Consider the following 26,661-nt stretch of genomic DNA (forward strand, 5'->3'; position numbering starts at 1 on the left):
TGTACCGATGTTTCTAAATGCCAACAGAATACTTCGGTAATATCTTGTTTTTTTACTCGAGCGTCGACAATATCTGTTGTAAACTGGTTCATAGGGAAGGCCTCTTTTCTGTGAATTGTCTTGTGGTGATTCCATTCTACAAGAAAAGGTCTTACTTTTTCTGTTTATTCATTTAAACAAGATATTTTACGCTCTCGCGCCGGAAGATGAAATGAGAATTTATCATCATCCAATCCATTCCATTATTATTGAAGAAACATTAAAGCTTGGCGGTTCTATGTGTCATCACCATGGTATTGGAAAATATCGTACCGAGTGGACAGAAGAAGAACACGGTTCTGCTTACTATATGCTAGAGAAATTAAAAGAAGCTTTTGATCCTAATGGTACAATGAATTTCGGTACTATCTTCCCACAAGAAGAAGGTATGAAGTATATTAAAGGATCGAGCGTGGAGTGATCTCATGAGCAAGTATATAATGGGGATTGATAATGGCTCGCAAAGTACAAAAGTAGCACTTTATGATTTAGAAGGAAATGAAGTTGCTTTTGGTTCTTATAAATTAAAAGAAACTTTATCAACTAAACCAGGAGTTGTCTTACATCCTGATGATGATTTGTGGGACAGTGTGTATGGAGGAATTAAAAATTGTCTAGCTAATTTTACTGGCAACAATGAAGATATTGTTGGAATTGGCTTATGTACAATTAGATGTTGTCGTGTTTTGTTAAAAGAAAATGGTCATCTAGCTTATCCCGTGATAAGCTGGATGGATTCCAGACTTGCCAAACCATATGAACATACTGACGATCAAGTAAAGTATGTAACGACAACTTCCGGTTATCTTGGATTTAGATTGACAGGTGAATTTAAGGATACTGCTGCAAACTATGAAGTTCACTGGCCATTAGATCGTGAAACGTTAGATTGGTCCAATGACGATGAAGTAATGAAGGCAAATGGATTGAAAAGAGAGATGTTATTTGATCTTGTAAAACCGGGCGACAAGATCGGAACGCTACGAAAAGAACTGGTTGATGAGTTTGGGTTTAATAAAGATATACCAGTAGTAGCCACCGCAAATGATAAAGCTGTAGAGGTGTTAGGCTCTGGAATTAAAGACGAAGGGGCAATTATGATATCTCTTGGCACTTTTATTTCTTCTATGATGTTAAGAGATAACTATTTTGAAAGCCCTGTCAATTTTTTTCCCACACTTGCGTGCATCCCATTTAAATATGTTTATGAATCAAACGGAATAAGACGTGGTATGTGGACGGTAAGTTGGTTTAAAAAATTAATTGGTGAAGAACTTGTTACTGAAGCTGAAAAACTAGGTATATCGGAAGAGGAGTATTTGAATATTAAAGCACAAGATATCCCAGTGGGCAGCGATGGTTTAATTACAATGTTAGATTGGTTACCTACACCATCGATCCCCTACAGAAAAGGTATTATGATAGGCTTTGATCAGCGCCATACAAAATTCCACGTGTACCGTTCAATTTTGGAAGCGATTGCTTTTAATATTAAAAACAATATTGATGATATGTTAGAGGAGATAGACGGTAATTTAAATGAAATAGTAGTATTAGGTGGTGGCTCCAAAAGTGATGTGATTATGCAAATTATTGCTGATCTTTTTGGATTACCCGTGCATAGACGTGAAGGTAACAGCAGTGCATGTCTAGGAGCTGCTATATGTGTATGCCAGCATTTATCAATTTACAAAGATTTTGATGAGGCTGCAAATAAAATGGTTAAAACTCAACAAACGTTTAGACCAAACCAAGAAAATCACGAATTATACAATAAAATTAACGATACTGTCGTTAAAAATGTGAGAAAACATACAGATGAGATTTTAAAACTTACTTATCCAATTTTTAGCTAAGAAAGCAGTGATCATGTGGATACGAAAAATTATAAAAGATATTTTCAGTTTTTACTTATAGTTGTAGCGGCTGGATCGATATTTCCTCTTCTCTATTTAAAAACAAATTATCAAGAAACTCTTTTAGAAGTTTACGGTATAACTCTTATACAATTAAATGGTATATTTTCTGTTTTGGGGGTAGCTTCTCTCTTGGGGTATTTTCCAAGTGGCTGGCTTGCTGATAGATTTTCCGCAAAAAAACTTATATTCATTTCACTTTTGATTTGTGGACTTACTGGATTATGGTTTGCCCAAGTTCCGAGTTATCCAATCGTTATATTAATATTTATTATTTGGGGAATATTCACGATATTCACCTTTTGGGCAGCTCATTTAAAACTTGTAAAGTTAATTTCCAAAAAGGAAGAAGAGGGAAGATTTTTCGGTGCTTTAGATGGTGGCCGTGGAGTAGTAGAGGCTATTTTGGCTAGTATAGCATTATTTATTTTTACAAGCGTACTGGGAGGCAGCACAGAATTTGCTGATAAGAAAGAAGCCTTAATATCTGTTGTATACATGTATTCCGCTATGCTTATATTGGTGTCCTTCCTTATATTATTTTTTGTTAAGGAAGATAAACCATCATCTAAAAAAGAAGAGCCTTTATCTCAGGAGAAAACCAATAATAAAATTAATGTTAGCGATATCAAAGAAATATTCAGTAATAAATTTGTATGGCTATTAGGTGGCATAATATTTATGTCATACATTGTGGCATGGTCTGTATATTATCAAGGTGGGTTTTTACAAACCAATGTAAAAATAGATGCAGCAACTGTAGGTAAAGTTACAGTAATCATGCTTTGGATGCGACCGATTGGCGGATTTTTAGGTGGATTTTTAGGAGATAAATTTGGCAAGAGTAGTATTTTAATAATAGCCTTAGGGTTAGCTTCAACTTTTTTAATAACTATATCACTCTCACCAGTTACTTTGCCTCACATTTACTTTAACGTTCTAGTAGTATTAATTGGATTAGCGGTTTATACTATTAGGGGTCTTTACTGGTCGTTACTTGGTGATTGTAATATAAATGAAAAGATACTCGGTCTTGCAATCGGATGTATTTCCTTTATAGGTTATTTCCCAGATATTATAATACCTAACGTAAACATTTGGTTGTTTAAAACATATGGAGATAACGGTGGTTATAATGCGTACTTTATCTTTTGTGCATCCGCAGGTATACTCGCTATCTTAATAACTTTAATCTTTAAAATGGCAGTGAAGAAAAACAATAAAAATTTAATTGAAACAGCAGAATGAAATACGGAAAATGTTTAAGAAAAACATAAAGTGGATGAGATAAAACGGTAAAAGGCAACCGACTTGTTCATTTTCATACAGTAAATTTTCATTTCAAATAATCTATATGTAATCTGTAAGTGTTAAAGGGATAAGGGATCGTACATATTCGTGCTTATTCATATGTACGACCCTTTTATATCTTCAACAATAAGGCGCAATTGTTGAAAAACCTTTAGAGGTTATGCGTATTTGAGGTTTGAAAATTAAATACCATTATTGTCACTTTACAATAATGGTATTTTTTACTTTATTGAGGTTCATCGCATTCGTGAAAAACTGAATAAGATGGGACATGGGAACAGGCTTAAGTACGAGTGTCTACTGCCCATGCTGTTTTTCGATTTTTTTGTGCTTGGAAATGTGGGAGATTCATAAGTTCTTTGATAAACTGGGTATGCAAGTGGCAGGTCCGTTATCGTGTTAGTCTCGACAACTCTCACGATAACGGACCTGCCACTTGTTTGCATTTATTTAGCTTTGTCAACTACATCTTATGGTGATGAACCTAGATGGAGAATTTGTGGTTAATTTTGGAGGGGGATACATAATTTTGAATTCAAATTACTTAGATTTATTAGCGCAAAAATATGATAGTGAAGAAAAAGTGGCCACTGAAATTATTAATCTTGAAGCTATCCTTAATCTACCTAAGGGGACTGAACATTTTGTTAGTGATTTACATGGGGAGTACCAAGCCTTTCAGCATGTGTTACGAAATGGTTCGGGAAATGTAAATGTGAAAATAAAAGACCTTTTTAAAGATGATTTATCTAAAAAAGAATTGAATGAATTTGCGACATTAGTTTATTATCCTGAAGAAAAAATACAATTAATTAAGAATAATTTTGGCAATGAAAAAGAATTAAACCAATGGTACACAGATATCATTGAGCGTATGATGAAGCTCATTTCTTATGCTTCCTCCAAATATACACGCTCGAAATTACGTAAAGCATTGCCTAAACAGTTTGTTTTTATTATAGAAGAGTTACTATATAAAACAGATGAATTCACAAACAAGAAAGATTATTATACAAAAATCGTCCAGCAAACTATTTCACTTGGTCAGGCTGATAAGCTTATTATTGGTCTTGCATATACCACTCAGAGATTGGTTGTTGACCATCTTCATGTCGTGGGGGATATTTATGACCGCGGCCCTGACCCTGAAAAAATTATGGAAACTCTCGTGAATTATCATTCCGTTGATATTCAGTGGGGGAATCATGATGTCCTATGGATAGGCGCCTTTGCTGGTTCAAAGGTTTGTCTTGCTAATATTATTCGTATATGTGCTCGCTACAATAATTTAGATATTATTGAAGATGCGTATGGAATAAATCTTAGACCACTTCTGAACCTTGCGGAAAAGTACTATGACGATAATCCAGCCTTTAGACCAAAGAGGCATTTAGATGAAAAATTATCTGAGCAGGAACATTTACAAATTACCAAAATTCATCAAGCCATTTCCATGATTCAGTTCAAACTTGAAAGCCCTATCATAAAGAGACGACCGTGCTTTGATATGTCTGAGAGGCTTTTGCTTGAGAAAATTGATTATGACAAAAATGAAATAACGATTTACGGGAAAAAGTACCCACTAGAAAATACTTGTTTTGCAACGATTAATCCAGAGCAACCTAATCAATTATTGGAGGAAGAAGAGCAAGTAATCGAAAGACTGTTATTTTCTGTTCAGCATTCAGAAAAACTGGCTAGACATATGAATTTTCTAATGAAAAAAGGCAGTCTTTATTTGAAATATAATGGAAACCTATTAATACATGGTTGTATTCCTTTAGATGAAAAAGGAAATATGGAAAAAATGGTGATTGAAAATAAAACCTATGCAGGCCATGATTTACTTGATATTTTTGAGCATTATTTACGATATGCATTTGCACATCCTGAAGAGACGGATGACCTTGCGACAGATATGGTCTGGTATTTATGGACAGGAGAATATTCATCACTCTTTGGGAAAAGAGAAATGACAACCTTTGAGAGGTACTTTATTAAGGATAAGGAAACCCATAGAGAGAGAAAGAACCCATACTACTATTTACGTGAAGATGAGGACATTTGCCGTAAAATCCTAACTGAATTTGATCTTAGTCCTGATCAAGGTCATATTATAAATGGCCATACACCAGTTAAAGAAATTAATGGAGAAAATCCAATTAAGGCAAATGGGAAGATGATTGTCATCGATGGAGGTTTTTCAAAAGCTTATCAATCAACAACGGGTATAGCTGGATACACTCTACTATACAATTCCTACGGCATGCAATTGGTCGCCCATAAACACTTTAATTCAAAAGAAGATGTTCTATGTAACGGAACGGATGTTTTATCAGTAAAAAGATTGGTGGATAAAGAATTAGAGAGAAAAAAGGTTAGTGAAACGAATGTTGGTGAGGAATTATTACAGGAAATCTCTATTTTGAATAGTTTGAGGGAATATCGTTATATGAAATGACATCAGTTATTACCCCTTAATTGAGTTGAAAAAAGAGCAGCAGCTAGTCTGTATGAATATGGTGTTTTATCAAAATTTAGGTTCATCACCATAACGTGTAGTTGACAGCTCAAATCAGGCATCCGGTCTCGAGCCGGATGCGCAGCTTGAAGTGCTCCATGTTGCGGTAGCCATAAGCTCGGCGCTTGATAAGCTTTATTTTGTTGTTTCTTCCTTCAGCTTTGCCGTTGGATTCTGGATACACGGCAGCTGCCAAAAAAGATGCCTTCCGGGTGAGAAGCGTCTTGGTGATCTTTCTCACGACAGCGCCTTCATGGAATGTCCATCGTTGAAACCAGCCACTTGGAGCGTACATCGGCCGTTTTTTCGTCCGTGCTTTTCAGTACGTACCGAAGATGCTGGAGGGACTGGTATAGCGCACGGATGCCTTCGTCATCCCGGCATCAGTCCCGTACTTCCTGCTGTTCTGATTCTGAAAGCTTTGCGGTCTTTTTCTGGAGTGTTGTGCTGAAGTTGATTGGCTACTTTTAACGTAAGATGTTTCTGTTCTTTAAGGTCTTTTTTGTTAATCATTTTACGGTAAATTCCCATAAACTCAATGAGATGCTTTGCTCTTCTTCTCTCCAAGGTACAGCCATATAATTGCCCTTCTTTTCTAGAAAATTATGTTCTCGTCAATAACATCTGGCTTCCTTAACGTTACTTTTTATATAGCATGATCCATTCCATTATATTAAGAAACAGATTATTTTTATATTATTCAGAAAATTATCTTGGTATTCTCCATAAAAAAGCCCCATGCGTTGATCCGCACGATACCGGTTTAGTTGAATTAATCATCTGAAGATCGCATTTTTGCAAGTTCTTATTCATCACCAATCCTTCAAGCTGAGAGTTTCACATGACTTGTTGAAACTTACTTGAATGTGCTTCATGTTTTTAATATTGAATAGCAATGGTTTTATTTAACACTTGTTTGCTTCTCCCTCATAACTGTGCTGTCCTTCTTTTTATCCAAATACTATTTAAAATTTTCTATCCATAATGATCTCACTCTTTTATAGTTGGACTTAATATAGGAACAAGTATGTAGATACAATACATCCTGATTAATCAAGTTAGCACATATCAAAAATGAAAAGTGACAATCAATCTTTTTTCAAAACATGCTTTTTCTATTTGTTTTTTTATCAAGATTTATAGATCTTTCACAATCAGGTGCAATTGTGGAAGAATAATTAGTTTTTAAACGACATTACTGTTGTTTGGTGGGAAATGAGTGTAGAATGAAGGAAATTAAACAACTTTTTTAACACCGTTCCAATTATGAACGGTGTTATGTGTATTTGGAGTATTAAAATTAAATTACTTTTTTGTATGTGAACATTAGTGGTTAGAACATAATGAGGAAATGGGAGATAATTAATGACTGAAACAAAAAAATTTCCACTTATATCAGGTAATCTTTCTCTTGATTTAGTGAACACGGAACTAGTAAGACGTGGCCAACGCCAGAATTTATTGCTCTCGAAAGGGGATGTGCTGGACTGGCTTCATGTAATAAAAGAGGAAAACTCATTTTGGGATGATCAGCTATTCTTAAAGGTTAAAGAGAGGGCCGGACAGGTATTATTATGTATTCTAGAAATGCGTGCTGTTTTAAGAGACCGTTTTGAATTAATAGCAGATGGACAGCCAATTCCAGCTGAATTTATCGCTTTTTTAGAAAAAAAAATCGAAAAAGCACCGTTCACTTATAAATTAATGAATCAAAAACTGATTCCTATACCCGTTGGAGAAGTAGAAGATATCCTTCTATCATTTATTGCTTATGACGCATTAACTTTAATTGGAGAAAATAAGCTGGTCTCCCTCAAGCGATGCTCGAATCCGGATTGCGTACTTTTATTTATTGATGAGAGTGGAAGACGAAAGTGGTGTTCAATGAAAATATGCGGAAACAGAAAAAAGGTAGCCCGATTTCAACAGCGGAATTCTGATGATGAATGAAGAACCAACTTATTTCAAAGAGTTGGTTCTTTTATTATGCAATTTCAAACTAACCATTTAAATTTATATTTACAGGTTAGTTAAATTCGTGTAAAGTGAAATGTAATAAAAGGAGGAGGAATAATGGACCGCACAGCAATAGCAAAGCAAGAAGAAACACATTTATTTCATGTACGTTATTTATCTAAAATGAAGGGAAAAGGGAGAAGTCCATTACAGGTAAATGTAAAGGACGCGATAACCGGGCTAATCGGTGGATTTTTAAGCATTTTCGCTTTAGTTCTTTTAACAAACATGACATCAGCCGAATGGTTAATGGCTCCATTTGGTGCAAGCTGTGTACTGGCATTTGGTGTTTGGAACGCACCATTATCACAGCCGCGGAATATTATTGGTGGCCACTTTGTTTCAACATTCGTTGGTTTAGCAACCTATCATGTTTTTGGTGATGAGCCTTGGGCAATTGGTTTAGCTGTTGGCTTAGCGATTGCAGCTATGATGATGACAAAAACGACGCACCCACCAGCAGGGGCAGATCCACTCGTTGTGATGCTGGGCGGGTACAGTTGGAGTTATTTAATTACGCCTGTTTTAATCGGCTCTTTGATAATTGTTTTCTTTGCACTGATGATCAATAATTTGCGCAGTAACCGAGAATATCCAACTTTTTGGATATGATAATGAATATTTAGGAGGAAAAAGGATGAAAAACTACATCTTCAAGCAATTAAGATTTGTTCGGGACAATACGATTGGTCACGTTTCAGAAATGAATGAAGAGACATCACTTTTCATACCAGAAGGATTCAACAACAATATTAAATGGAATCTAGGACATATATATGTTGTACAAGAAAAGTTTCCCTTTCATTTTGTTGGAGAAAAAATGATAATACCGGATCATTTTACGGAATTATTCAGTCCTGGCACTAAGCCAGTCGATTGGGGAGAACGGATGTTACCAACGATTCATGAATTAATCCAATTGCTTGAAAATCAAGTCAATAGGATTGAGCAAGCATTAGAATTTCGGATGAAAGAAGCGATAGAGCAGCCGTACACAACGTCCACAGGTCTTACTTTATCAACAGTAGAAGAATTTCTTAGCTTTTGCTTATACCATGAAGGAATGCACTTTGACGCGATTAAATCTATCAAACGAATGATTCGAAGTTAACTGTATCCTATTTTCATCATGCCCGTCTCAATTCCCTGCACAATGGGTATAACACTATAATGATCAGTGCATTGAGGAGGGAAATATGATGAAATGGCAGGGGAGAAGAGGAAGTTCAAATGTTGAAGACCGCCGGGGGATGAGTGGAAAAGCGGTTCTCGGTGGCGGAATTGGCGGGGTAGGATTAATTATTGTGATTGTTTTTACGCTGTTGGGCGGCAATCCGGGCGAATTGCTGGGCGGTCTTTCCGGTACGGACAGTGGTGCACCTTATGAAGAAACTGATCAGGAGCGGGAACTCGCCCAGTTTGTGTCGGTTGTCTTAGCCGATACAGAAGACGTGTGGACAGAGATTTTTCGTGAAGAAGGAATGCAGTACAAAGAGCCGACATTGGTGCTTTATTCTGGTAGTGTCCAGTCTGCATGCGGGGCAGCTGGTTCATCGGTGGGCCCGTTTTATTGTCCAGGTGACCAGAAGCTATATATCGATTTAAGCTTTTATCAAGAATTACAAAATAATTTTAAGGCACCTGGCGATTTTGCAATGGCATATGTTATTGCCCATGAAGTCGGCCATCATGTGCAGACGTTGTTGGGAACTTCTCAGAAGGTGAACGCTCTTCGTGGAAAAGTGAGTCAGGAAGAGTACAACCAGAACTCCGTGAAATTGGAACTGCAGGCCGATTATTATGCGGGCGTGTGGGCACACCATGCGGAAGGGATGAATGTGCTTGAAGAAGGGGATCTTGAAGAAGCGCTGACGGCAGCAAGTGCTGTCGGGGATGATACGATTCAAAAGCGAGCGCAGGGATATGTCGTGCCGGAAAGCTTTACTCATGGGACGTCTGAACAGCGGCAACACTGGTTTTACAGGGGATTCCAATCAGGCAATCTGCAAAATGGCAATACATTTAATGCAGGGGATTTATAATGAAAGAGTTGTCTCAAAGCGAGATGTTTTTTGATGAGTAGAAGAACTAAACATTTCAGATCCTGCTGCTTTTCCCCTTCACTCCATACATTGTAGTATAATCAAATGGATAAAATGATGAGTTGGAGGAGAATAAAATGGAAAAGTTACAGTCATTGGAGCAATTTGAAAAACTGAAAAAGAATGAGCGTGTTGTCTTTATGTTTTCTGCAGACTGGTGCCCGGACTGCCGTGTCATTGAGCCGATTTTACCTAGTATTGAAGCAGATTATCCGGAATATCAATTTATCTATGTGGATCGTGATGGGTTCATCGATTTGTGCGGCGAACTGAGTATTTTCGGCATTCCGAGTTTTGTGGCGTTTCATGAAGGAGAAGAAGCTGGCCGCTTTGTCAGCAAAGACCGGAAAACGAAAGAAGAAATTGAAGCGTTTTTGAACAGTTTGTCTGCTTAAGTGTTTTTGTTAAAGGGATATCTTTAATCAGAAGTTTCTTTATGTAGATTTAGCTTGTCATCTGTCCAATAGGAATTATCGTTAGTTCGATAATAATGAATGATTACGGCCAATTTGATTTCAGTCAACATTAACTGTCTGGCCTTTTTTGTGAGGCCAGACAGTCAAATTGCTTATTTAAAGATTTTATACTCCAAATTTATTCAATGAGCGTCAGGAAATACTCTTTGAACGGCGTCAGTAAATTCTTCCAATCCTTCTACGAGCTGTCCTTGATTAATTTTTTCGCCGTAATCTTTCATCTGCTTTACAAAATCAGGGTTTGCTGATACATAAACTTTTTGAATTTCTGTATCTTCCGCTTTTACTTCATTTGCAATTTTGTCCTCAAGATCCTTTGTCACTTCGTCATTGTTTTGATCTGTCAATACGACGGCAGCATAGGCCGTCTCATCTGCGACGATAACAGAAGCAGTATCTATTTCGTCTAATTTAACAATACGGTCCGTAGCCTTATTATAAGCTCAAAAAAATCCTTTGTAATGGAGAAACAGATGGTTCCTGTCTAACTCCATTACAAAGGATTACTTTACGTTATAAAATTAATAATGATCAAAAAGTATAAAGTAAGGGCTATTAAGAGACATTTATCTGTGATTGCTTCCTGAGAGAGAAAGCTGTTCTTTTCTTTTGATGTAATCTTAAAAATAGATTATTAGAGATTAAAGAAACGATAATTAAAATGGTCCCAATCATATCAAAAGAAGTTATTTTATAACCTTGTACGATCGAAATAATGAGCGTAGTGACTGGAACAAAGTTAATAAAAAGGATTCCATTCAAAGGTGAAAGGATACCGATTCCAATGTTCCATCCAAGTAAAGCGATGAGACCTGGAAAAATAATCATAAATAATAAGTCTGGACTTACTATTTTTATAGTTTCAACAGTTGGTACAGGAATATGGCCTAAAAAAGTAGCCGCTAAAACGATAGCTGAAGCTGTTGCTGTTCCTAGTAAACAGCTTAATGTTGAATATCGTAGTGCTGACCAATCGCCAAACTGATTTCCACCGATCGTATAAACAACCCAGCCAACGACGGCAATGAATATGAACAATGCAGGGATGAAATCACTTGTTGCGGTCACGAACGTTTGAATATCTCCTTTCGTAATGACGAGAGAAACACCGATGAAAGCAACAAAAACGCATAATAGTGTGAATACATGGGGTTGATTTCTTTTAAAGATCCAAAGTAAAACAATCGATATCATTGGCATTAACGATTCCATAATGGATGCAAGCATCACACCCGATTCACCCAATAAATCTTGACCCCAAAAGATAAGTAAATTATAAACGGCAAAGGCCATTGATCCAAAGAACCATAAAGGCAGTCCCCTTCCTTCTAATCGAAATGCTTGTATTCCCTCTTTCCAAAAAAGAATAGCGATTAAGAGGACCGTTACAGATCCGTAACGAATAATCGTAAAATAGAACGGATCAATATATTGGAACGCATGATTGGCTACTGGAAACATAGCCCCCCATGAAATGCTGGCAACTAAACATAATAAAGCCCCTATTACTACATTGTTTTTCAAAAAAATCTCCACCTTCATTCATGATCAACATTCATTAAACTACAAAAATCGACATCATGTAAAACGAGTAATAATGATGTTTGGAATCAATTTTAGTGATATCATAGAAACAGCAATGAGAAGGGGATGAGGAAATGGAGTTTAAAGATTTGCAAGTATTCCAAATGGTCGCAAAAAAGGGGACGATGACAGGAGCAGCGAAAGAACTCAATTACGTACAATCCAACGTTACAGCCAGAATTCAAAAGCTCGAAGCTGAACTGAATACCCCACTGTTTAACCGTCATAATCGTGGAATGATTTTAACACCTGAAGGAAAAAAACTATTATTATACAGTGAAAAAATACTGTCTTTAGCAAATGAAGCGAAAAAAATCATCAGGGATTCGGAAGAACCTTCTGGTAAATTAGAGATTGGTTCTGTTGAAACGGTCATTAAACTACCGATTATTTTATCTGCCTATAATAAAAAATATACACATGTTGATCTATCACTCGTTACAGGCGTCACTGAGCAATTGCAAGAGGAAGTGCTGAATTGTCGACTAGATGGGGCTTTTGTGACGGAAGCAGGTCGCCATCCAGATCTGGTTCATCATAGTGTTTTTCAAGAAGAACTTGTTTTAATATCGGACCTGACACCAACATCATTCGAACAGTTAAAAAGCAAACCATTTTTATGCTTTAGTAGAGGATGCGGCTACCGGGCAAAACTGGAAGATTGGTTCAAAGATGAAAAAATAACGCCCAAAAAAATCATGGAATTCGGAACATTAGAAACGATTTTAGGTAGTGTTGTCGCAGGTCTCGGCATCACATTTGTTCCTAAATCATCTGTTTCTTATTTAGAAGAAAAGGGACTCATTCAATGTCATTCTATCCCCGAAAAATATAGTAAAATCAACACAATTTTTATTAGACGTGCGGATACGTACTTAACATCAACCGTTGAAAAATTTATTGAAACGATTGATTTTTGTAAAGAAGAAACGGATTATCCTTTGTCTTTTGTTTGAGTTAGCATTTTTCAAAAAAATAGAAGGAGATTGGTAATGTTTAAAATATTTATTATTGAAGACGACCAACAACTCGTCCATTTACTTGTCGATCATTTACACAAATTTGGCTATGATGCAAAACCCGTCAACAATTTCGAGAAAGTACGCACTCAATTTGAACAATATAGCCCACATCTCGTGTTATTAGATGTCAACTTACCAAAATTTGATGGATATTATTGGTGTCGTCAAATTCGGACTATATCCACTTGTCCCATTCTATTCATATCGGCACGGGACAGTAAAATGGATCAAGTGATGGCGCTTGAAAATGGGGCTGATGATTACATAACGAAACCGTTCGATTACGAAATTGTTATAGCGAAAATTAATAGCCATCTTCGTCGTGCGTATGGTACTTATGCTAGTTCACATAATGAGCGGGCTATAACGATTACCGGATTAACACTTGATGTGGAACGGTTAATTCTTTCTTTACACGATAAAACGATTGAACTCAGTCACACAGAAGCAAAAATTTTAGATGAATTAATGAAAAAGTCCGAACGAGTCGTCAGCCGCGATCGACTGTTAGAAAAAATATGGGATGACCAAGCGTTCGTTGATGACAATACGCTTAACGTGTACGTAACACGCGTACGAAAAAAATTAGCTTTATTACATATTAGTGATGCACTTCAAACGATTCGAGGTCAAGGGTATCGGCTCGTTCCAAACTGGAGGGATGAGGTATGAAACTTTTCTTTCGGGAACAGCTACCGCTTATTTTCATTTACTTTTTTCAATTATTCGTCATCTCATTCGTTTATTGGCTTGATGGATACCGCGATGTGAAAATGACTTTATATGCGTCTTTATTAAGCAGTGTCCTGCTGATTGGCTATCTCGCCTTTCGCTATATGACGAATCGGTCCTTTTATCATCGATTAGAAAAACCGCTCATTTCTATGGAGGACTTTACGAACGAAGCGCAGCAAACACCATTAGCTGACGGTTTACAGCAACTTTTAATCAGCCAATTTCGCCACTATCGAGCAGACATAAACAATTATAAGCATAAATTAAACGGCCATATTCAATTTATCAATCAATGGGTTCACCAGATGAAGACACCTTTATCTGTCATTCATTTAATGATCCAAGACGAGGATGAACCTCGCTGCATAGCGATTGGCGATGAACTTGATCGTTTAAAAAAAGGATTGGAAATGGTTCTATATACGGCACGTCTTGATACGTTTGAACAAGACTTTTACGTGGAGACTATTCATTTAGAAACCGTTATTCGGTCCGTCACCTCCAATCAAAAACGATTATTTATTCGCAAACGTGTTTTTCCATCTATTCAAATCGATGGAAATTTGACGATTACTTCAGATGAAAAATGGCTGTCATTTCTGTTGACCCAAATTATTACAAATGCTGTCCGTTATACAATCGAGGAAAATCGAAAAATATACTTTCATAGCTACAAGCATGGAGCGGACACAATAGTAGAAATTCAAGATGAAGGCGTTGGAATTCCAAGAAGTGACTTGCCACGTGTCTTTGATCCTTATTTTACGGGCGAAAATGGCCGTAACTTTCAAGAATCAACCGGCATGGGTTTGTATCTTGTGAAACAAATTTGTGAAAAGCTTGGTCATCGTATCGAAATTGAATCTACTGTTCATCAAGGGACGACTGTTCGTATCATCTTCTAGCAACCAAACTTAAAAACATTTCATCTTCATTCTCCCGCAACGATCCGTTAAACTAAAACCTTTACTTCCACCATTTGATCCTCTTTTGCCTTCGTCTACCTTACAAATGTGTAAGCTAACTGTAAGATTATTAAATAGTCGAATGGGCCAAATTCTAGATAAAATAAAGAGACAATTTGAACAGGGAGTGAAGTGAATGTCGATTTTAGATGTGAAACATATAGAAAAAATCTATGAAGGAAAAGTTGCGCATAAAGCGTTAGACAATATAAATTTTTCGATAGAGAAAGGCGAGTTTGTTGGGATTATGGGTCCTTCAGGGAGTGGGAAAACAACCCTCCTAAACTTAATTGCAACGATTGATCGGCCAACATCTGGTGAAATATTTATTAATGGAAAAAATCCACATGTGTTAAATCGAAAAGAAACAGCGTTATTTAGGAGACATGAGCTTGGCTTTGTCTTTCAACATTTTAATTTGCTCGATACACTTACAGTTGAAGAAAACATCGTCCTGCCGCTCACACTTGATGGTGAAAGTGTTCGTGAGATGGACAACAAGCTCCACGAGGTGACGGGAAAACTAGGAATCGATCAAATTTTGAAAAAACGAACGTATGAAATCTCCGGTGGACAAATGCAGCGAACAGCGATCGCTCGTTCGATCATACATAGACCATCCCTTATTTTAGCCGATGAACCGACTGGCAACTTAGATTCAAAATCTTCGAGAGACGTGATGGAAACATTGACATCCATTAATAAAGAAGATGGTGCAACGGCTTTAATGGTTACGCACGATGCGGTCGCTGCAAGCTATTGCCATCGCGTCATTTTTATAAAAGATGGACAACTCTATAATGAAATCTATCGCGGTGATAACCGTCAGGCATTTTTCCAAAAGATTATTGATATGCTTGCTTTGTTAGGAGGGGACAGCCATGACCTTTCCACAGTTCGTCTTTAGAAATGTAGTCCGTAACAAACGGACCTATGCAGCCTATTTTTTAAGCAGTGCTTTTTCAGTCTTGATTTTCTTTGTATATGCGCTTTATATTTTTCATCCGGATATTCAAAAAGGTGTGACCGCAATACTTGCTGTCCAATTAATGACAGCGGCTGAAGTCATTATGTATCTCTTTTCTTTCTTGTTTGTACTCTATTCTGTCAGCACTTTTTTAAAGTCACGGAAACGTGAATTCGGCATTTTAATGATGCACGGCATGACGAGAAGTCAACTAAATCGTATGGTCTTTTTAGAAAATATGCTGATTGGTGTAGGGGCCATTTTGACAGGTATTGCTATAGGAATCTTGACAGGAAAACTATTTTTAATGGTTGGTTCAAACATGGTTGGTATTGAGTCATTGCCATTTTATTTATCAGTAAGAGCGCTAGTACTTACGATTGGTGCTTTTTTGTTCCTTTTCTTTTGTATATCGTTATTCACTACCATCCTCGTGCGAACAAATAAGTTAATCGATTTATTTCAAGCAGGAGAAAAACCGAAAAAAGAACCGAAAGTATCGGTCTTCTTATCGCTTGTTTCAGCCATTTTGCTTTTAGCAAGCTATTATTTAGCCGCAACCGCAACGATGCAATCATTGATGTTTCGTATGTTGCCGGTGATTAGCATGACGATTGTCGGAACGTATTTCTTCTACACGCAGCTATCGGTTTTTATTGTGAAAATGCTTCAAAAAAACCGATCACTGTTTTGGAAAAAAACGAATATGATTACAATTTCAAGTTTAGCGTACCGTTTAAAAGATAATGCACGGATGTTTTTCATGGTAACGATTGTTTCCACGGTGTCTTTTTGTGCAGTTGGCACACTCGCTTCCATGAATGTCATGACCAAGCAATTTGAAGTAGACTATCCTGCGGCAATTAGCTATATTGCGAAAGATGACCAACCGAATCACCAACAAAATTTACAACAAATTGAAACAGAATTACATGAGAATAATGTAGATTATTCTACGATTCAAGTTCCAATTAAATACGTAGATATCGCTTCGTCAACCGCTTCTTATCCACCTGAGAAACTGCTGATTGTTTCTTTTTCAGACTATAAGAAAATGTCCAACCAAGCAGGTTTTGATGTGACAGAGAAGCCACTTGTTAGAAATGAAACGCTGGCCATGCTAACATCGCACTTTGAGTACTTTAAACCAACTACTTATACATTAAAACAGAAAGGCATAACACTCTATCATAATAAGTCTTCGGAACATGTAGTCTTTCCATTTCAGCTCATACTAGACGAAGGACTTGTCGTTAGTGATGAACTATTTGAAAAGCTTTCAACAGAAAACATAGAAATATACACCGGCTTTTATACGAAAGAAATTGAGAAGACGGCTGGCATGGCAGAAAATCTAGTCGAAGATGGCAGAGCGTTTCCATCTAGTGATAGTTCCTATGCTATGACGGTAAGCGGAACGTTATATGATAATCAAATGAGTATGTTTAAAATGATGTTATTTGTTACGTTACTGATTGGCGCTGTCTTTTTCATTGCAGCCGGCAGTTTCTTATACTTCAGACTTTATGCGGACTTGGATTACGATCGACGTCAATATTTAACGATTACGAAAGTTGGCTTAACCGATCAGGAATTGAACAAAATCGTTACCCGCCAGCTTGCTTTACTTTTCTTTGTTCCGATTGCAGTAGCTTTCGTTCATAGTGCTTTTGCCTTTATGGCGTTGCAGAGCTTTTTTGCTCTATCAATTGCAACAGAGGTGATCATTGTTCTTGCCAGTTTTCTCATCGCTCAACTCATTTATTTCTTCTTCATTCGTTATCGTTATTTACGCAACTTGAAGAAGTCACTAATTTAATAAAGGGGAGCAATAAAAGTATATGGATAATGAAGAAGGCTGAATTTTGGTGCCTGTCCCCGGTGCGTTAAAGTGCCAGAGGATAGGTACTTTTTTTTATGTATCCAGCTTGACTATGTGGAGAAAAAGAGATAAACTCAAGAACGATCATAAAAGAACTGTTCTATTTAGAACTATTTAGAACTATTTATAAACGGAAGAATGGTGATATTTGAATGGAGAGTGAAAATCAAAGATTCATGCGTTCAACACAACTATTGCGTTCATTTTGGAACGTGCAGAAGAATTTGATGCGATTTGTTCAAAAGACCGCAGTAGAAAATGGTTTGTCAGTCCCGCAATATTCCATTTTGATGACGATTGCACCTCATAAGGAAATGATACAAAAGAGCCTTGGAGAGAAAACATTTCTTCCAAAAAGCACACTGAGCCAAGCAGTCGACGGACTCGTTCAAGCAGGTTGGCTTAATCGTCAGCAAGTGGAAGGCAACAGGCGGGAGATGCAGTTGTCGCTCAGCGAAAAAGGAGAAATATTTATTAAAACGATTCAATTGCAGGAAGACGGTGTTCATCAAACATTCCAATCCGCAGTTGAATCGCTCACTGAAAGGCAGTGTGAAGAGCTGCTTAAAGCGAATCTGCAAATTGCTACTTATTTAGAGGCACGAGCAACAGAACAAGGAGAGGATACGAAGTGATTAAATTACTGAAAAACTTATCCATTTATAAGTGGATTGTTGCAGCGGTTTTCGGTCTTGTGTTCGTTCAATCCATGTCGGACCTCTTTTTGCCTACATTAATGGCGGACATTATCGACAAAGGAGTCGTAGTAGGAGATACTCCTTACATTTGGGAAATTGGTGGCTTGATGCTGCTAGTTTCAGCAATAGGCGCTTCTGCCTCTGTTATCGCAAGCTATTATTCATCTAAAGCGGCGATGGGGCTTGGACGCGATATTCGCCGGAAAGTTTTTAATCACGTTGAAAAGTTTTCGCTTCAAGAGTTTGACGAAGTGGGAACGGCGTCACTTATTACACGAACGACTAATGACATCACGCAAGTTCAGCAAGTGGTTATTATGATGCTTCGTATGGTTATTAGCGCACCTATTATGTTAGTCGGCGGTGTCATTATGGCTGTGTCAAAAGACGCTAAATTATCACTGGTCCTTGTCGTCACAATGCCTTTTTTGATTGGTTCGATCCTACTTATTTTGTATAAAGGGGTGCCTATGTTTCAAACGGTGCAAAAGCGATTGGATCGGTTGAACCTTGTATTACGAGAAAACCTAACGGGAATTCGTGTCATTCGTGCCTTTAATCGTGAATCTGAAGAGAAAGTACGTCTTCAGCAAGCGAATAAAGAGTTGACTGATATCTCGATTAAAGTGAATAAAGTCATGGCATTCATGATGCCTGTGATGATGCTCATCATGAACTTGACGGTTGTCGGTATCATCTGGTTCGGCGGGATTCGCATCGATAACGGTGGAATGCAGATTGGGGACTTGATGGCGTATATCCAATATGTGATGCAAATCATGTTCGCGCTTGTCATGGCTTCTATGATGTTCATGATGGTGCCGCGCGCTGCCGTATCAGCAAAACGGATTAACGAAGTTCTTGATATGGAACCGGCATTTCGAGATGAAGGGACAGCAAAGGCGGATCGTGAACACGGTACCCTTGAATTTGACCATGTGACGTTCAGTTATCCCGGGGCAGAAGAACCAGCATTATCAGATATTAGCTTTACCGCAAGTCCAGGTGAAGTCACTGCCATCATCGGTGGAACAGGTTCAGGGAAATCAACGCTCGTCCATTTGATTCCTCGTTTTTATGACATATCAGGTGGAACCATCCGCGTCAATGGTGTTGATATCCGCGAGGCATCGCAAGAGGAAGTCCGTTCGAAAATTGGCTTTGTGCCGCAAAAGGCCATGCTCTTTACAGGTACGATTGCTGATAACATTCGTTTTGGAAAACAAAACGCCACACAGGATGAAATCGAACATGCAGCTCGTATTGCGCAAGCGGAAGATTTTATTAGTAAAATGAAAGACGGCTATCAGGCAGACATCGAACAAGGTGGCTCGAATTTATCGGGAGGACAAAAACAGCGGCTGTCCATTGCGCGGGCTCTCATTCGAAAACCAGATCTTTATATATTCGATGATAGTTTTTCTGCCCTTGATTTTAAAACAGATGCTAAACTTCGCGCCGCGCTGAAAGAGGAAACAAAACATGCGACGGTGTTACTCGTTGCCCAGCGTGTTAGTACGGTCGTCGAAGCGGACCGAATCATCGTGTTAGACAAAGGGCGCATGGCTGGCATAGGTACACACGAAGAGTTGCTTCAGACAAATGACGTCTACCGTGAAATCGCCCTGTCCCAGCTCTCAGAGGAGGAAATCGCATGAGTAATCAAAAAAAACCTCAAAGCGGCGGGCCGATGGGACATGGTCCAGGTGGCGGCAACATGATGATGATGGGACAAAAAGCAAAAGATTTTAAAGGGACGCTGAGACGTCTGTTAACCTATTTAAAACCGCGCCGTAACCAATTGCTCGCCGTTTTCTTCGCCGCCATCTTAAGTACAGTCTTTATGATTGTTGGTCCTAAAATTATGGGGACGGCGATTACGGAATTATTTGAAGGCGCCTATGGGAAGTTTCAAGGAATACCGGGAGCAGCTATTAACTTTGATAAAATTGGCCAGATTCTTCTCGTTCTGGCTGGACTATATGTCTTCAGCAGCTTGTTCAATTATGTGCAGCAGTACATTATGTCCAGTGTTGCACAAAACACAGTGTATGACCTTCGAGAAGACGTCAATAAAAAGCTTGAGAAACTTCCGCTTCACTATTTTGACGGGCGTCCGAACGGGGAAACACTGAGTCGTATGACAAATGACATTGATACAATCGGCAGCACACTCCAACAAAGCTTGACGCAGTTTATCACATCTATTGTTACGATCGTTGGGATTATCATTATGATGCTGTCGATCAGTCCGATACTGACGTTAATTTCAATTGTCAGCTTGCCGATTTCCATTTTTGTGATCCGGCCTATTTTGAAAAGGTCTCAAAAACATTTTGCGGATCAACAGCGTACACTTGGTCAATTAAATGGGCACATTGAAGAGATGTACACCGGTCATCAAGTTGTGAAAGCATTCGGACATGAGAAAAAGGCTGGCGCTCAGTTTGATCTGGTCAATGAAGAATTGTATGAAGCGGGACGAAAAGCTCAGTTCATATCGGGGATTATCATGCCTATGATGTTCTTCATCGGGAATTTAAGCTATGTTTTAATCAGTGTAGTCGGCGGGATTTTAGTGACGCAACGTGCTATTTCAATCGGTGATATTCAAGCATTTATCACCTATTCAAAGCAGTTCACACAGCCGATCACACAAACGGCTAACATTGCAAACATCATTCAGTCAACCGTCGCAGCAGCTGAGCGCGTCTTTGAACTGCTCGACGAAGAAGAAGAAACGAAAGAAATAACGACAACTAGCTTAACGAGAGCACAAGGTGCTGTTACTTTCGAACATGTGGACTTTGGATATGGAGAAGACTTGTTAATTGAAGATATGAACATCGAGGTCTTGCCAGGACAGACGGTCGCGATCGTTGGGCCGACTGGCGCTGGAAAAACGACGATGATTAATCTTTTGATGCGGTTTTATGAATTGAATGGCGGGAAGATTAAGCTCGACGGTCTAGATACACGGGAGATGTCTCGACATGATCTAAGGGAGAGCTTTGGAATGGTGCTTCAAGACACATGGCTCTTTAATGGAACGATTAAAGATAATATTGCTTACGGAAAAAGCGGCGTAACAGACGAAGAAGTTTTCGCAGCAGCTCGCACAGCTCATGCTGATCATTTCATTCGAACGCTGCCGGATGGTTATGAAACCATTTTAAACGAAGAAGCATCGAATATCTCAGAAGGACAAAAGCAGCTTCTGACCATAGCGCGAGCTGTCCTTGCAGATCCGCCAATCATGATATTAGACGAAGCAACATCGAGTGTGGATACGCGGACGGAAGTCTTTATCCAACAGGCGATGAACCGGTTGATGGAAGGGCGAACGAGCTTTGTCATTGCTCACCGGCTTTCAACGATTAAGGATGCCGATTTGATTCTTGTGATGGACCAAGGAAAAGTGATTGAGCAAGGAACACATTCAGAACTATTAGAGGAAAATGGTTTCTACGCAGATCTTTATAACAGTCAGTTCTCTGAAAAAGTAGGATAAATAGAAAGAGGCTCGTTTCCAAATGGGAATCGAGCCTCTTTTATTTTGAATGATCAGCCTTTTTTTCTTTATGGTCTTCTTCAAAATGAATGGAAACATTACCGCATTCGTTTGTATACTTTAATGAAAGGACAGAGGATGGTGAGAAAATGACTGACTATAACATGAAGGTACATGATGAGCTACAAGCTTGGAAAAGAACAATGATCAAGCGGTCAAACCTAATCAATCGAATATCGAAGAAAGCACAAACAAAAGTAAACGAGCTAATTCCAGAGAAAGTCCATAAGATTGTGACAGAGAGTATTAAAAGCATGGTAAAGACGACACTTGTTGGCTCAAATATAAAGACGAACAAACGGCAGGCAGCGGGGCTGAGTCTTTATGAACGGGATGAGCTTTTGAAGAAAAAGCTATCAACTTTTCGAAAAACAGCGGTTATTGAGGGAGCTGGAACAGGTGCAGGCGGTATTTTGCTTGGTCTTGCTGATTTTCCGTTGCTTTTATCCATTAAAATGAAGTTTTTGTTTGAGGCCGCTGCTGTTTACGGGTTTGACACGAATGATTATGAGGAACGTCTATTTATTCTTCATGTGTTTCAGCTTGCTTTTTCAAGTGATGAAAAACGAAAAGACACGCTGTACATTATTGAGAATTGGGAACAACAACGGAAGATCCTTGCTGATATGGACTGGCGGGAATTTCAGCAGGAATATCGAGACTATATTGATTTAGTGAAAATGCTTCAATTAATTCCAGGTATCGGAGCCGTTATAGGAGCGTATGCAAACTATAATCTTCTCGATCGTTTAGGAGAAACGGCGATGAATGCCTATCGTCTGCGATTATTAAAAGTAACTCCGCTTGATTGGCAGCTTGCTGACGATGCTAGCTCAAACTAATGCGTTAAATGAATTGCCAAAGTATTTGTTTCCACTTTTCTTGTAGTTGAAACGGAACAGATGATTTAGTTTTCATCCTAAATCATCTGAAGACTAAAAATAAACTTGTTTCGTATTTTCATATAGTATATCGTATACTTCCTGCGCTTCCATCTTTTTGACGGAAGCGATTTTTTCTATTGTGTGATGAATCATTTGGGGATGGGTCATTTTTTTCTTAAAGGGACCTTCAAATGGCCAAGGCCCATCTGTTTCAACCATCATATGCGACAACGGATACTGTTTGACGAGCTGTTGAGTTTTCTGTTCGTATAAGACATCAGGTGTGATGGAAACAAAATAGCCATTGCTCGTCATTTGTTCCATCGTTTTCTGGTCACCTTTAAACCAGTGGAAATGTGCTTTGGTGATTGAGTACTTTTCCAAAAGCGTACAGACGATTGGTGCATCTTCATAGATAGCGTGAAGTGCGATCGGTTTATTCAGCGCCGCTGCTTGCAGGATGAACAGTTCCAGTATTTCAATATACGGTTCTATCGGAATGCGGGGATCTTTTTTCCTCAAATAATAGGGCAGGCCGACTTCCCCAACGGCAGCCATATGCGAGTGATATTTTTCAATAAAAAGCTGCAATTCAGCCAATTCTTTTTCCGCCGGAAGCGCTTGTTCCGGGTGAAAACCGAAAGCCGGTCTAATTCGGGGATCTTCTTGAGACAATTTTAAATTGGCCTTTGCAGAAGAAAGGTGCTGTGACACAGAAATGAGTGCTTTTACTCTGTATTTTTCCATGTCCCGCAAAATAATAACCCGCTCGTCCGCAGAATATAAATCTAAATGAATATGGGCGTCAATAATTGAGTGCTCCATTGGAATCCTCCATTCACAATCAATCAATTTCTCCAGCCAAGTAAACAGTTAATCTCATCATTCACCTGCCTAACAAATATTTCCTTCAGTATAGCATCGTTTTCATTTCTCTGCCGTAACACTTTTAAGTTGATAAATGACAAGTTACAGCATAATATGAAAGTGAGTAATCACTCACTAATTTATTAGGGAGGGGAAATAGTGGAAACGACAAAAGCGTGTGTTTCGATTCGTCACGTCTCAAAACAATTTGGAAAACAGCAAGTACTGAAAGAGATTAGCCTGGAAATCATGGAGGGTGAAATATTTGGTTTATTAGGCCCATCAGGTGCTGGCAAGACTACGTTAGTTAAGCAGCTAGCTGGGTTAGACACCCCGACATCAGGAGAGAATTTTCTGCTTCAAGAAAAAATGCCGTCCTTAAAGCTGATTGAAAAAGTGGGGTATATGGCTCAATCCGATGCCCTTTATGGAGAACTATCAGCTAAGGAAAACCTTCAATTTTTTTCAGCTTTGTACGGATTGAAAGGAAAACAGCAGCAACAAAGAATAGAAGAAGTGATGAAGCTTGTTCACCTTTCAGATCACCTTCATAAGCTTGTCTCCAATTACTCTGGAGGAATGAAAAGAAGGCTGTCGTTAGCGATTGCCCTTCTTCATGAGCCTGAAATTTTGATTCTTGATGAACCGACTGTAGGCATTGATCCAGTGCTGCGGAAAAGTATTTGGGAAGCTTTTAATGAATTAAAGAATAAAGGGACGACTCTTATTGTTACAACACACGTCATGGATGAAGCGGAAAAATGTGACCGGTTAGGAATGATTCGGGATGGCCGTTTAATTGCAGTTGGTACTCCAGAAGAGTTAAAACAAAAAACAAATTCCGCGACGATTGAAGCAGCGTTTCTTGTATATGGAGGTGCTTAATATGAGGATTACGGCGTTAGTTATCAGAATTTTGCGGCAGATCGTCCGGGATAAGAGAACGATGGGATTGCTTATTTTTGCTCCGATCCTTGTATTGACTATGCTGCATTTAGTCTTTAACGGCAATGATTATACTCCGAAAATTGGATTTGTTCATATTCCTGAACCCATAGTGGATCAAATCGATGTGTCTGATGCGAAAATCACTGAATATAAGAATGAAAAAGAAGCGAAAGAAGACTTATCCTCTCAAGAGATAGACGGTTATTTAGTATTTAACAATCAATCACCTGCTATCTTTTTGGAAGGCAGCGATCCTACTGTCAACGGAGCTGCTATTAAATGGATTCAAACGGCACTTAAACCTTTGCAGGGAAACGACACTGCCTTAGAGCCTAAGGTGAACTTTCTCCATGGTTCTGCTGAGATGGGCCAATTTGATTATTTTGGACCCGTATTACTTGGATTTTTTGTCTTTTTCTTTGTGTTTTTGATCGCAGGCGTTTCATTCTTAAGGGAACGAACAACTGGAACGCTTGAACGGCTTCTTTCTACGCCGTTGCGAAAATGGGAGATTGTCACAGGGTATGTACTTGGCTTTGGAATTTTCACGATGATTCAAGCAACGATTATTGCCGCGTATGCCATTTATGTATTAGATATGCTTATGGAAGGCGCGTTTTTGTATGTGCTGTTAATCATCTTGCTTCTCTCTTTTACAGCTCTCACACTTGGAATATTATTATCATCATTCGCTAATAATGAGCTGCAAATGATTCAGTTTATCCCGATCGTCGTCGTGCCGCAGATTTTCTTTTCGGGGTTGTTTAACTTAGAAACTATATCTGAATGGCTAAGTTGGATTGGACCTTTCACTCCTCTGTATTATGCTGCTGATGCATTAAGAGATGTCATGGTTAGGGGCTATGGGTGGGATGAAATTTACAGGGATGTCTTTGTCTTGTTGGGCTTCTCTATTTTGTTTATGATAATAAACATCTTGGCACTCAAAAAATACCGGAAAATATAAGAAGTGAAGGAGCTCGAAATGTCTCAACAAGATAAAATGATAGAAGAATTATTCCATAATGCGGATGAGTTAACAGAAAAACAGAAGAAAATCGTAGCAGCTGCTATTGAGTCGTTCGCGGAAAAAGGGTTTGCTGCAACGTCTACAAGTGAAATCGCCAAAAAAGCGGGTGTAGCAGAAGGAACCATCTTTAGACATTATAAAACGAAAAAAGATCTGCTTATGGCTATTGTTGCCCCAACGATGGCAAAGCTGATCGCTCCATTTGTAATAAAGGATTTTAATAAAGTATTGAATCATGACTTTGATCACTTTGAAGACTTTATAAAAGCAATTATCGAGAATCGAATAAAATTTCTTAAAAATAACATGTCGCTTTTTCGGATAGTCATTCAAGAAATTCCTTTTCAGCCAGAGTTAAGGGAACAATTTAAAGAACATATTGCCCAGAAAATAATTGAACGGCTTAGACAGATTGTTGAACATTACCAAGCAAAAGGGCAAATCATTGAAATGCCGCCTGACACGATTATACGAGTGACGTTATCGACTATTTTCGGCTATATCATTGCCCGTTATTTGCTCGCGCCGGAGGAAGAATGGGATGACAATACAGAGATTGAAAGAACGATCCAATTTTTAATGAACGGATTATCTCTTGAAAAATAGATTTGGGGGAAACAGCGATGAATGCCTATCGATTGCGGTTATTAAAAGCGTCATTGCTTAACTAACAACCTGCTAACTATACTGAGATACGTGCTTTTAGGGTCCTATTTCATTCAGTGTTTGACTTATGCAGAAATACTTGTTTAAATAAAGATAACCAAAAACGGAAGGTGGAAAAGTACATGATTTTATAATCCTGTTATGAAAAAATATTCGTTATCATTTGCGAAACCATTTTCTGAACGGGATATATCTGTGCTTTTTCCTAATGCTAAGCCTTAAAAATGGATGAGTGTAGTACGATCTTTTTCTGTTCAGAAAACTGTCATTTTTTAACGATGCTTTTTTGAATAGGATTAGTAATGTACTTATATAGACAATCAGAAATTTTGATGATGGTTTTTTACATTTCTTTTTGTTCTGTACTCATTGCCTCCTATTCACAAATATGAATAGGAGGTTTTTTGTTTTTATAAAAAATCAATAATGAACTTTTATCCCGTTTATTAAGAATCAATCTA

The 26,661-nt window shown here is 38.2% G+C and carries 24 protein-coding genes and 1 pseudogene; 21 read left to right on the forward strand and 4 right to left on the reverse strand.

What is annotated here, in order from left to right; genetic code table 11:
* Positions 1-115 precede the first annotated feature (115 nt).
* From AWH49_RS14380 to fbp, 4 genes are all read left to right on the forward strand, one after another.
* Complete coding sequence (locus AWH49_RS14380) at positions 116-460, forward strand: FAD-binding oxidoreductase (RefSeq protein WP_063966293.1); 345 nt, start codon at positions 116-118, stop codon at positions 458-460.
* Positions 461-464: 4 nt separating this feature from the next.
* A complete protein-coding gene (locus tag AWH49_RS14385) occupies positions 465-1,895 on the forward strand; it encodes an FGGY-family carbohydrate kinase (RefSeq protein ID WP_063966294.1) in 1,431 nt (476 codons plus the stop codon).
* A gap of 15 nt (positions 1,896-1,910) precedes the next feature.
* The gene (locus tag AWH49_RS14390; protein WP_063966295.1) at positions 1,911-3,203 is read left to right on the forward strand and encodes an MFS transporter; all 1,293 of its coding nucleotides are present in this window, start codon (positions 1,911-1,913) and stop codon (positions 3,201-3,203) included.
* A 592-nt stretch (positions 3,204-3,795) separates the two neighbouring features.
* Positions 3,796-5,727, forward strand: coding sequence for a fructose-1,6-bisphosphatase (fbp, locus tag AWH49_RS14395; protein WP_063966296.1), 1,932 nt, complete (start codon positions 3,796-3,798; stop codon positions 5,725-5,727).
* Between the two features lie 109 nt (positions 5,728-5,836).
* On the opposite strand, the gene AWH49_RS20540 is transcribed toward fbp, so the two are convergent.
* Positions 5,837-6,082, reverse strand: a complete 246-nt coding sequence (locus AWH49_RS20540; RefSeq protein WP_082862865.1) for a transposase — start codon at positions 6,080-6,082, stop codon at positions 5,837-5,839.
* A 1,070-nt stretch (positions 6,083-7,152) separates the two neighbouring features.
* Here AWH49_RS20540 and AWH49_RS14405 point away from each other — a divergent pair.
* The 5 genes from AWH49_RS14405 (at position 7,153) to AWH49_RS14425 (ending at position 10,300) form a co-directional block, all read left to right on the forward strand.
* Positions 7,153-7,737 (forward strand): CGNR zinc finger domain-containing protein, encoded by a 585-nt coding sequence (locus AWH49_RS14405; protein ID WP_063966298.1) that lies wholly within the window; start codon positions 7,153-7,155, stop codon positions 7,735-7,737.
* Positions 7,738-7,860: 123 nt separating this feature from the next.
* Complete coding sequence (locus AWH49_RS14410) at positions 7,861-8,415, forward strand: HPP family protein (RefSeq protein ID WP_063966299.1); 555 nt, start codon at positions 7,861-7,863, stop codon at positions 8,413-8,415.
* A 25-nt stretch (positions 8,416-8,440) separates the two neighbouring features.
* Positions 8,441-8,914 carry a DinB family protein gene (locus AWH49_RS14415; RefSeq protein ID WP_063966300.1) on the forward strand — a complete coding sequence of 158 codons (474 nt, stop codon included), beginning with the start codon at positions 8,441-8,443 and terminating at the stop codon, positions 8,912-8,914.
* An 88-nt stretch (positions 8,915-9,002) separates the two neighbouring features.
* On the forward strand, positions 9,003-9,845 hold the full coding sequence (gene ypfJ, locus AWH49_RS14420; RefSeq protein ID WP_018395203.1) for a KPN_02809 family neutral zinc metallopeptidase: 843 nt from the start codon (positions 9,003-9,005) through the stop codon (positions 9,843-9,845).
* A gap of 137 nt (positions 9,846-9,982) precedes the next feature.
* The gene (locus tag AWH49_RS14425) at positions 9,983-10,300 is read left to right on the forward strand and encodes a thioredoxin family protein (RefSeq protein ID WP_018395204.1); all 318 of its coding nucleotides are present in this window, start codon (positions 9,983-9,985) and stop codon (positions 10,298-10,300) included.
* Between the two features lie 203 nt (positions 10,301-10,503).
* Here the strand turns inward: AWH49_RS14425 and AWH49_RS14430 are convergent.
* Both AWH49_RS14430 and AWH49_RS14435 read right to left on the reverse strand, forming a co-directional pair.
* Positions 10,504-10,803, reverse strand: a pseudogene (locus tag AWH49_RS14430) (YhcN/YlaJ family sporulation lipoprotein); the annotation flags it as partial.
* A gap of 133 nt (positions 10,804-10,936) precedes the next feature.
* Positions 10,937-11,905 (reverse strand): DMT family transporter, encoded by a 969-nt coding sequence (locus AWH49_RS14435; protein WP_063966301.1) that lies wholly within the window; start codon positions 11,903-11,905, stop codon positions 10,937-10,939.
* Between the two features lie 134 nt (positions 11,906-12,039).
* On the opposite strand from AWH49_RS14435, the gene AWH49_RS14440 reads away from it, so the two are divergent.
* The 9 genes from AWH49_RS14440 (at position 12,040) to AWH49_RS14480 (ending at position 22,647) form a co-directional block, all read left to right on the forward strand.
* Positions 12,040-12,921, forward strand: coding sequence for a LysR family transcriptional regulator (locus AWH49_RS14440; RefSeq protein WP_063966302.1), 882 nt, complete (start codon positions 12,040-12,042; stop codon positions 12,919-12,921).
* Between the two features lie 36 nt (positions 12,922-12,957).
* Positions 12,958-13,659, forward strand: coding sequence for a response regulator transcription factor (locus tag AWH49_RS14445; protein ID WP_063966303.1), 702 nt, complete (start codon positions 12,958-12,960; stop codon positions 13,657-13,659).
* Positions 13,656-14,627: a sensor histidine kinase gene (locus AWH49_RS14450; RefSeq protein WP_063966304.1), complete on the forward strand. Its 972-nt coding sequence runs from the start codon at positions 13,656-13,658 to the stop codon at positions 14,625-14,627. The genes AWH49_RS14445 and AWH49_RS14450 overlap by 4 nt, the downstream gene beginning before the upstream one ends.
* Before the next feature lie 196 nt (positions 14,628-14,823).
* Entirely contained in the window at positions 14,824-15,594 is a 771-nt protein-coding gene (locus AWH49_RS14455; protein ID WP_063966305.1) for an ABC transporter ATP-binding protein, read from the forward strand.
* Positions 15,569-17,473, forward strand: a complete 1,905-nt coding sequence (locus tag AWH49_RS14460) for an FtsX-like permease family protein (protein ID WP_063966306.1) — start codon at positions 15,569-15,571, stop codon at positions 17,471-17,473. The genes AWH49_RS14455 and AWH49_RS14460 overlap by 26 nt, the downstream gene beginning before the upstream one ends.
* Positions 17,474-17,688: 215 nt before the next feature.
* Positions 17,689-18,171, forward strand: coding sequence for a MarR family winged helix-turn-helix transcriptional regulator (locus AWH49_RS14465; RefSeq protein WP_063966307.1), 483 nt, complete (start codon positions 17,689-17,691; stop codon positions 18,169-18,171).
* Positions 18,168-19,892, forward strand: a complete 1,725-nt coding sequence (locus tag AWH49_RS14470; protein ID WP_063966308.1) for an ABC transporter ATP-binding protein — start codon at positions 18,168-18,170, stop codon at positions 19,890-19,892. The genes AWH49_RS14465 and AWH49_RS14470 overlap by 4 nt, the downstream gene beginning before the upstream one ends.
* Positions 19,889-21,745 carry an ABC transporter ATP-binding protein gene (locus AWH49_RS14475; protein WP_063966309.1) on the forward strand — a complete coding sequence of 619 codons (1,857 nt, stop codon included), beginning with the start codon at positions 19,889-19,891 and terminating at the stop codon, positions 21,743-21,745. The genes AWH49_RS14470 and AWH49_RS14475 overlap by 4 nt, the downstream gene beginning before the upstream one ends.
* A gap of 149 nt (positions 21,746-21,894) precedes the next feature.
* Complete coding sequence (locus tag AWH49_RS14480; protein ID WP_063966310.1) at positions 21,895-22,647, forward strand: EcsC family protein; 753 nt, start codon at positions 21,895-21,897, stop codon at positions 22,645-22,647.
* Positions 22,648-22,740: 93 nt separating this feature from the next.
* Here AWH49_RS14480 and AWH49_RS14485 read toward each other — a convergent pair whose 3' ends face one another.
* Complete coding sequence (locus tag AWH49_RS14485; protein WP_063966311.1) at positions 22,741-23,514, reverse strand: TatD family hydrolase; 774 nt, start codon at positions 23,512-23,514, stop codon at positions 22,741-22,743.
* A 201-nt stretch (positions 23,515-23,715) separates the two neighbouring features.
* On the opposite strand from AWH49_RS14485, the gene AWH49_RS14490 reads away from it, so the two are divergent.
* Genes AWH49_RS14490 through AWH49_RS14500 form a run of 3 tightly spaced genes read left to right on the forward strand, consistent with a single transcriptional unit; the run spans position 23,716 to position 26,140 of the window.
* Positions 23,716-24,441: an ABC transporter ATP-binding protein gene (locus tag AWH49_RS14490; protein ID WP_063966312.1), complete on the forward strand. Its 726-nt coding sequence runs from the start codon at positions 23,716-23,718 to the stop codon at positions 24,439-24,441.
* Position 24,442: 1 nt separating this feature from the next.
* The gene (locus AWH49_RS14495) at positions 24,443-25,471 is read left to right on the forward strand and encodes an ABC transporter permease (RefSeq protein WP_063966313.1); all 1,029 of its coding nucleotides are present in this window, start codon (positions 24,443-24,445) and stop codon (positions 25,469-25,471) included.
* Positions 25,472-25,489: 18 nt separating this feature from the next.
* The gene (locus tag AWH49_RS14500; RefSeq protein ID WP_063966314.1) at positions 25,490-26,140 is read left to right on the forward strand and encodes a TetR/AcrR family transcriptional regulator; all 651 of its coding nucleotides are present in this window, start codon (positions 25,490-25,492) and stop codon (positions 26,138-26,140) included.
* Positions 26,141-26,661 lie beyond the last annotated feature (521 nt).

The sequence above is a fragment of the Domibacillus aminovorans genome, assembly GCF_001643235.1.
Classification (GTDB): Bacteria; Bacillota; Bacilli; order Bacillales; family Domibacillaceae; genus Domibacillus; species Domibacillus aminovorans.

Coding starts and splice junctions, on each gene's coding strand:
- AWH49_RS14415 (WP_063966300.1), top strand. CDS start 8,441: ATGAAAAACTACATCTTCAAGCAATTAAGATTTGTTCGGGACAATACG.
- AWH49_RS14445 (WP_063966303.1), top strand. CDS start 12,958: ATGTTTAAAATATTTATTATTGAAGACGACCAACAACTCGTCCATTTA.
- AWH49_RS14495 (WP_063966313.1), top strand. CDS start 24,443: ATGAGGATTACGGCGTTAGTTATCAGAATTTTGCGGCAGATCGTCCGG.
- AWH49_RS14480 (WP_063966310.1), top strand. CDS start 21,895: ATGACTGACTATAACATGAAGGTACATGATGAGCTACAAGCTTGGAAA.
- AWH49_RS14485 (WP_063966311.1), bottom strand. CDS start 23,514: ATGGAGCACTCAATTATTGACGCCCATATTCATTTAGATTTATATTCT.
- AWH49_RS14465 (WP_063966307.1), top strand. CDS start 17,689: ATGGAGAGTGAAAATCAAAGATTCATGCGTTCAACACAACTATTGCGT.
- AWH49_RS20540 (WP_082862865.1), bottom strand. CDS start 6,082: ATGTACGCTCCAAGTGGCTGGTTTCAACGATGGACATTCCATGAAGGC.
- ypfJ (WP_018395203.1), top strand. CDS start 9,003: ATGAAATGGCAGGGGAGAAGAGGAAGTTCAAATGTTGAAGACCGCCGG.
- AWH49_RS14385 (WP_063966294.1), top strand. CDS start 465: ATGAGCAAGTATATAATGGGGATTGATAATGGCTCGCAAAGTACAAAA.
- AWH49_RS14460 (WP_063966306.1), top strand. CDS start 15,569: ATGACCTTTCCACAGTTCGTCTTTAGAAATGTAGTCCGTAACAAACGG.
- AWH49_RS14475 (WP_063966309.1), top strand. CDS start 19,889: ATGAGTAATCAAAAAAAACCTCAAAGCGGCGGGCCGATGGGACATGGT.
- AWH49_RS14440 (WP_063966302.1), top strand. CDS start 12,040: ATGGAGTTTAAAGATTTGCAAGTATTCCAAATGGTCGCAAAAAAGGGG.
- AWH49_RS14450 (WP_063966304.1), top strand. CDS start 13,656: ATGAAACTTTTCTTTCGGGAACAGCTACCGCTTATTTTCATTTACTTT.
- AWH49_RS14500 (WP_063966314.1), top strand. CDS start 25,490: ATGTCTCAACAAGATAAAATGATAGAAGAATTATTCCATAATGCGGAT.
- AWH49_RS14410 (WP_063966299.1), top strand. CDS start 7,861: ATGGACCGCACAGCAATAGCAAAGCAAGAAGAAACACATTTATTTCAT.
- AWH49_RS14425 (WP_018395204.1), top strand. CDS start 9,983: ATGGAAAAGTTACAGTCATTGGAGCAATTTGAAAAACTGAAAAAGAAT.
- AWH49_RS14405 (WP_063966298.1), top strand. CDS start 7,153: ATGACTGAAACAAAAAAATTTCCACTTATATCAGGTAATCTTTCTCTT.
- AWH49_RS14455 (WP_063966305.1), top strand. CDS start 14,824: ATGTCGATTTTAGATGTGAAACATATAGAAAAAATCTATGAAGGAAAA.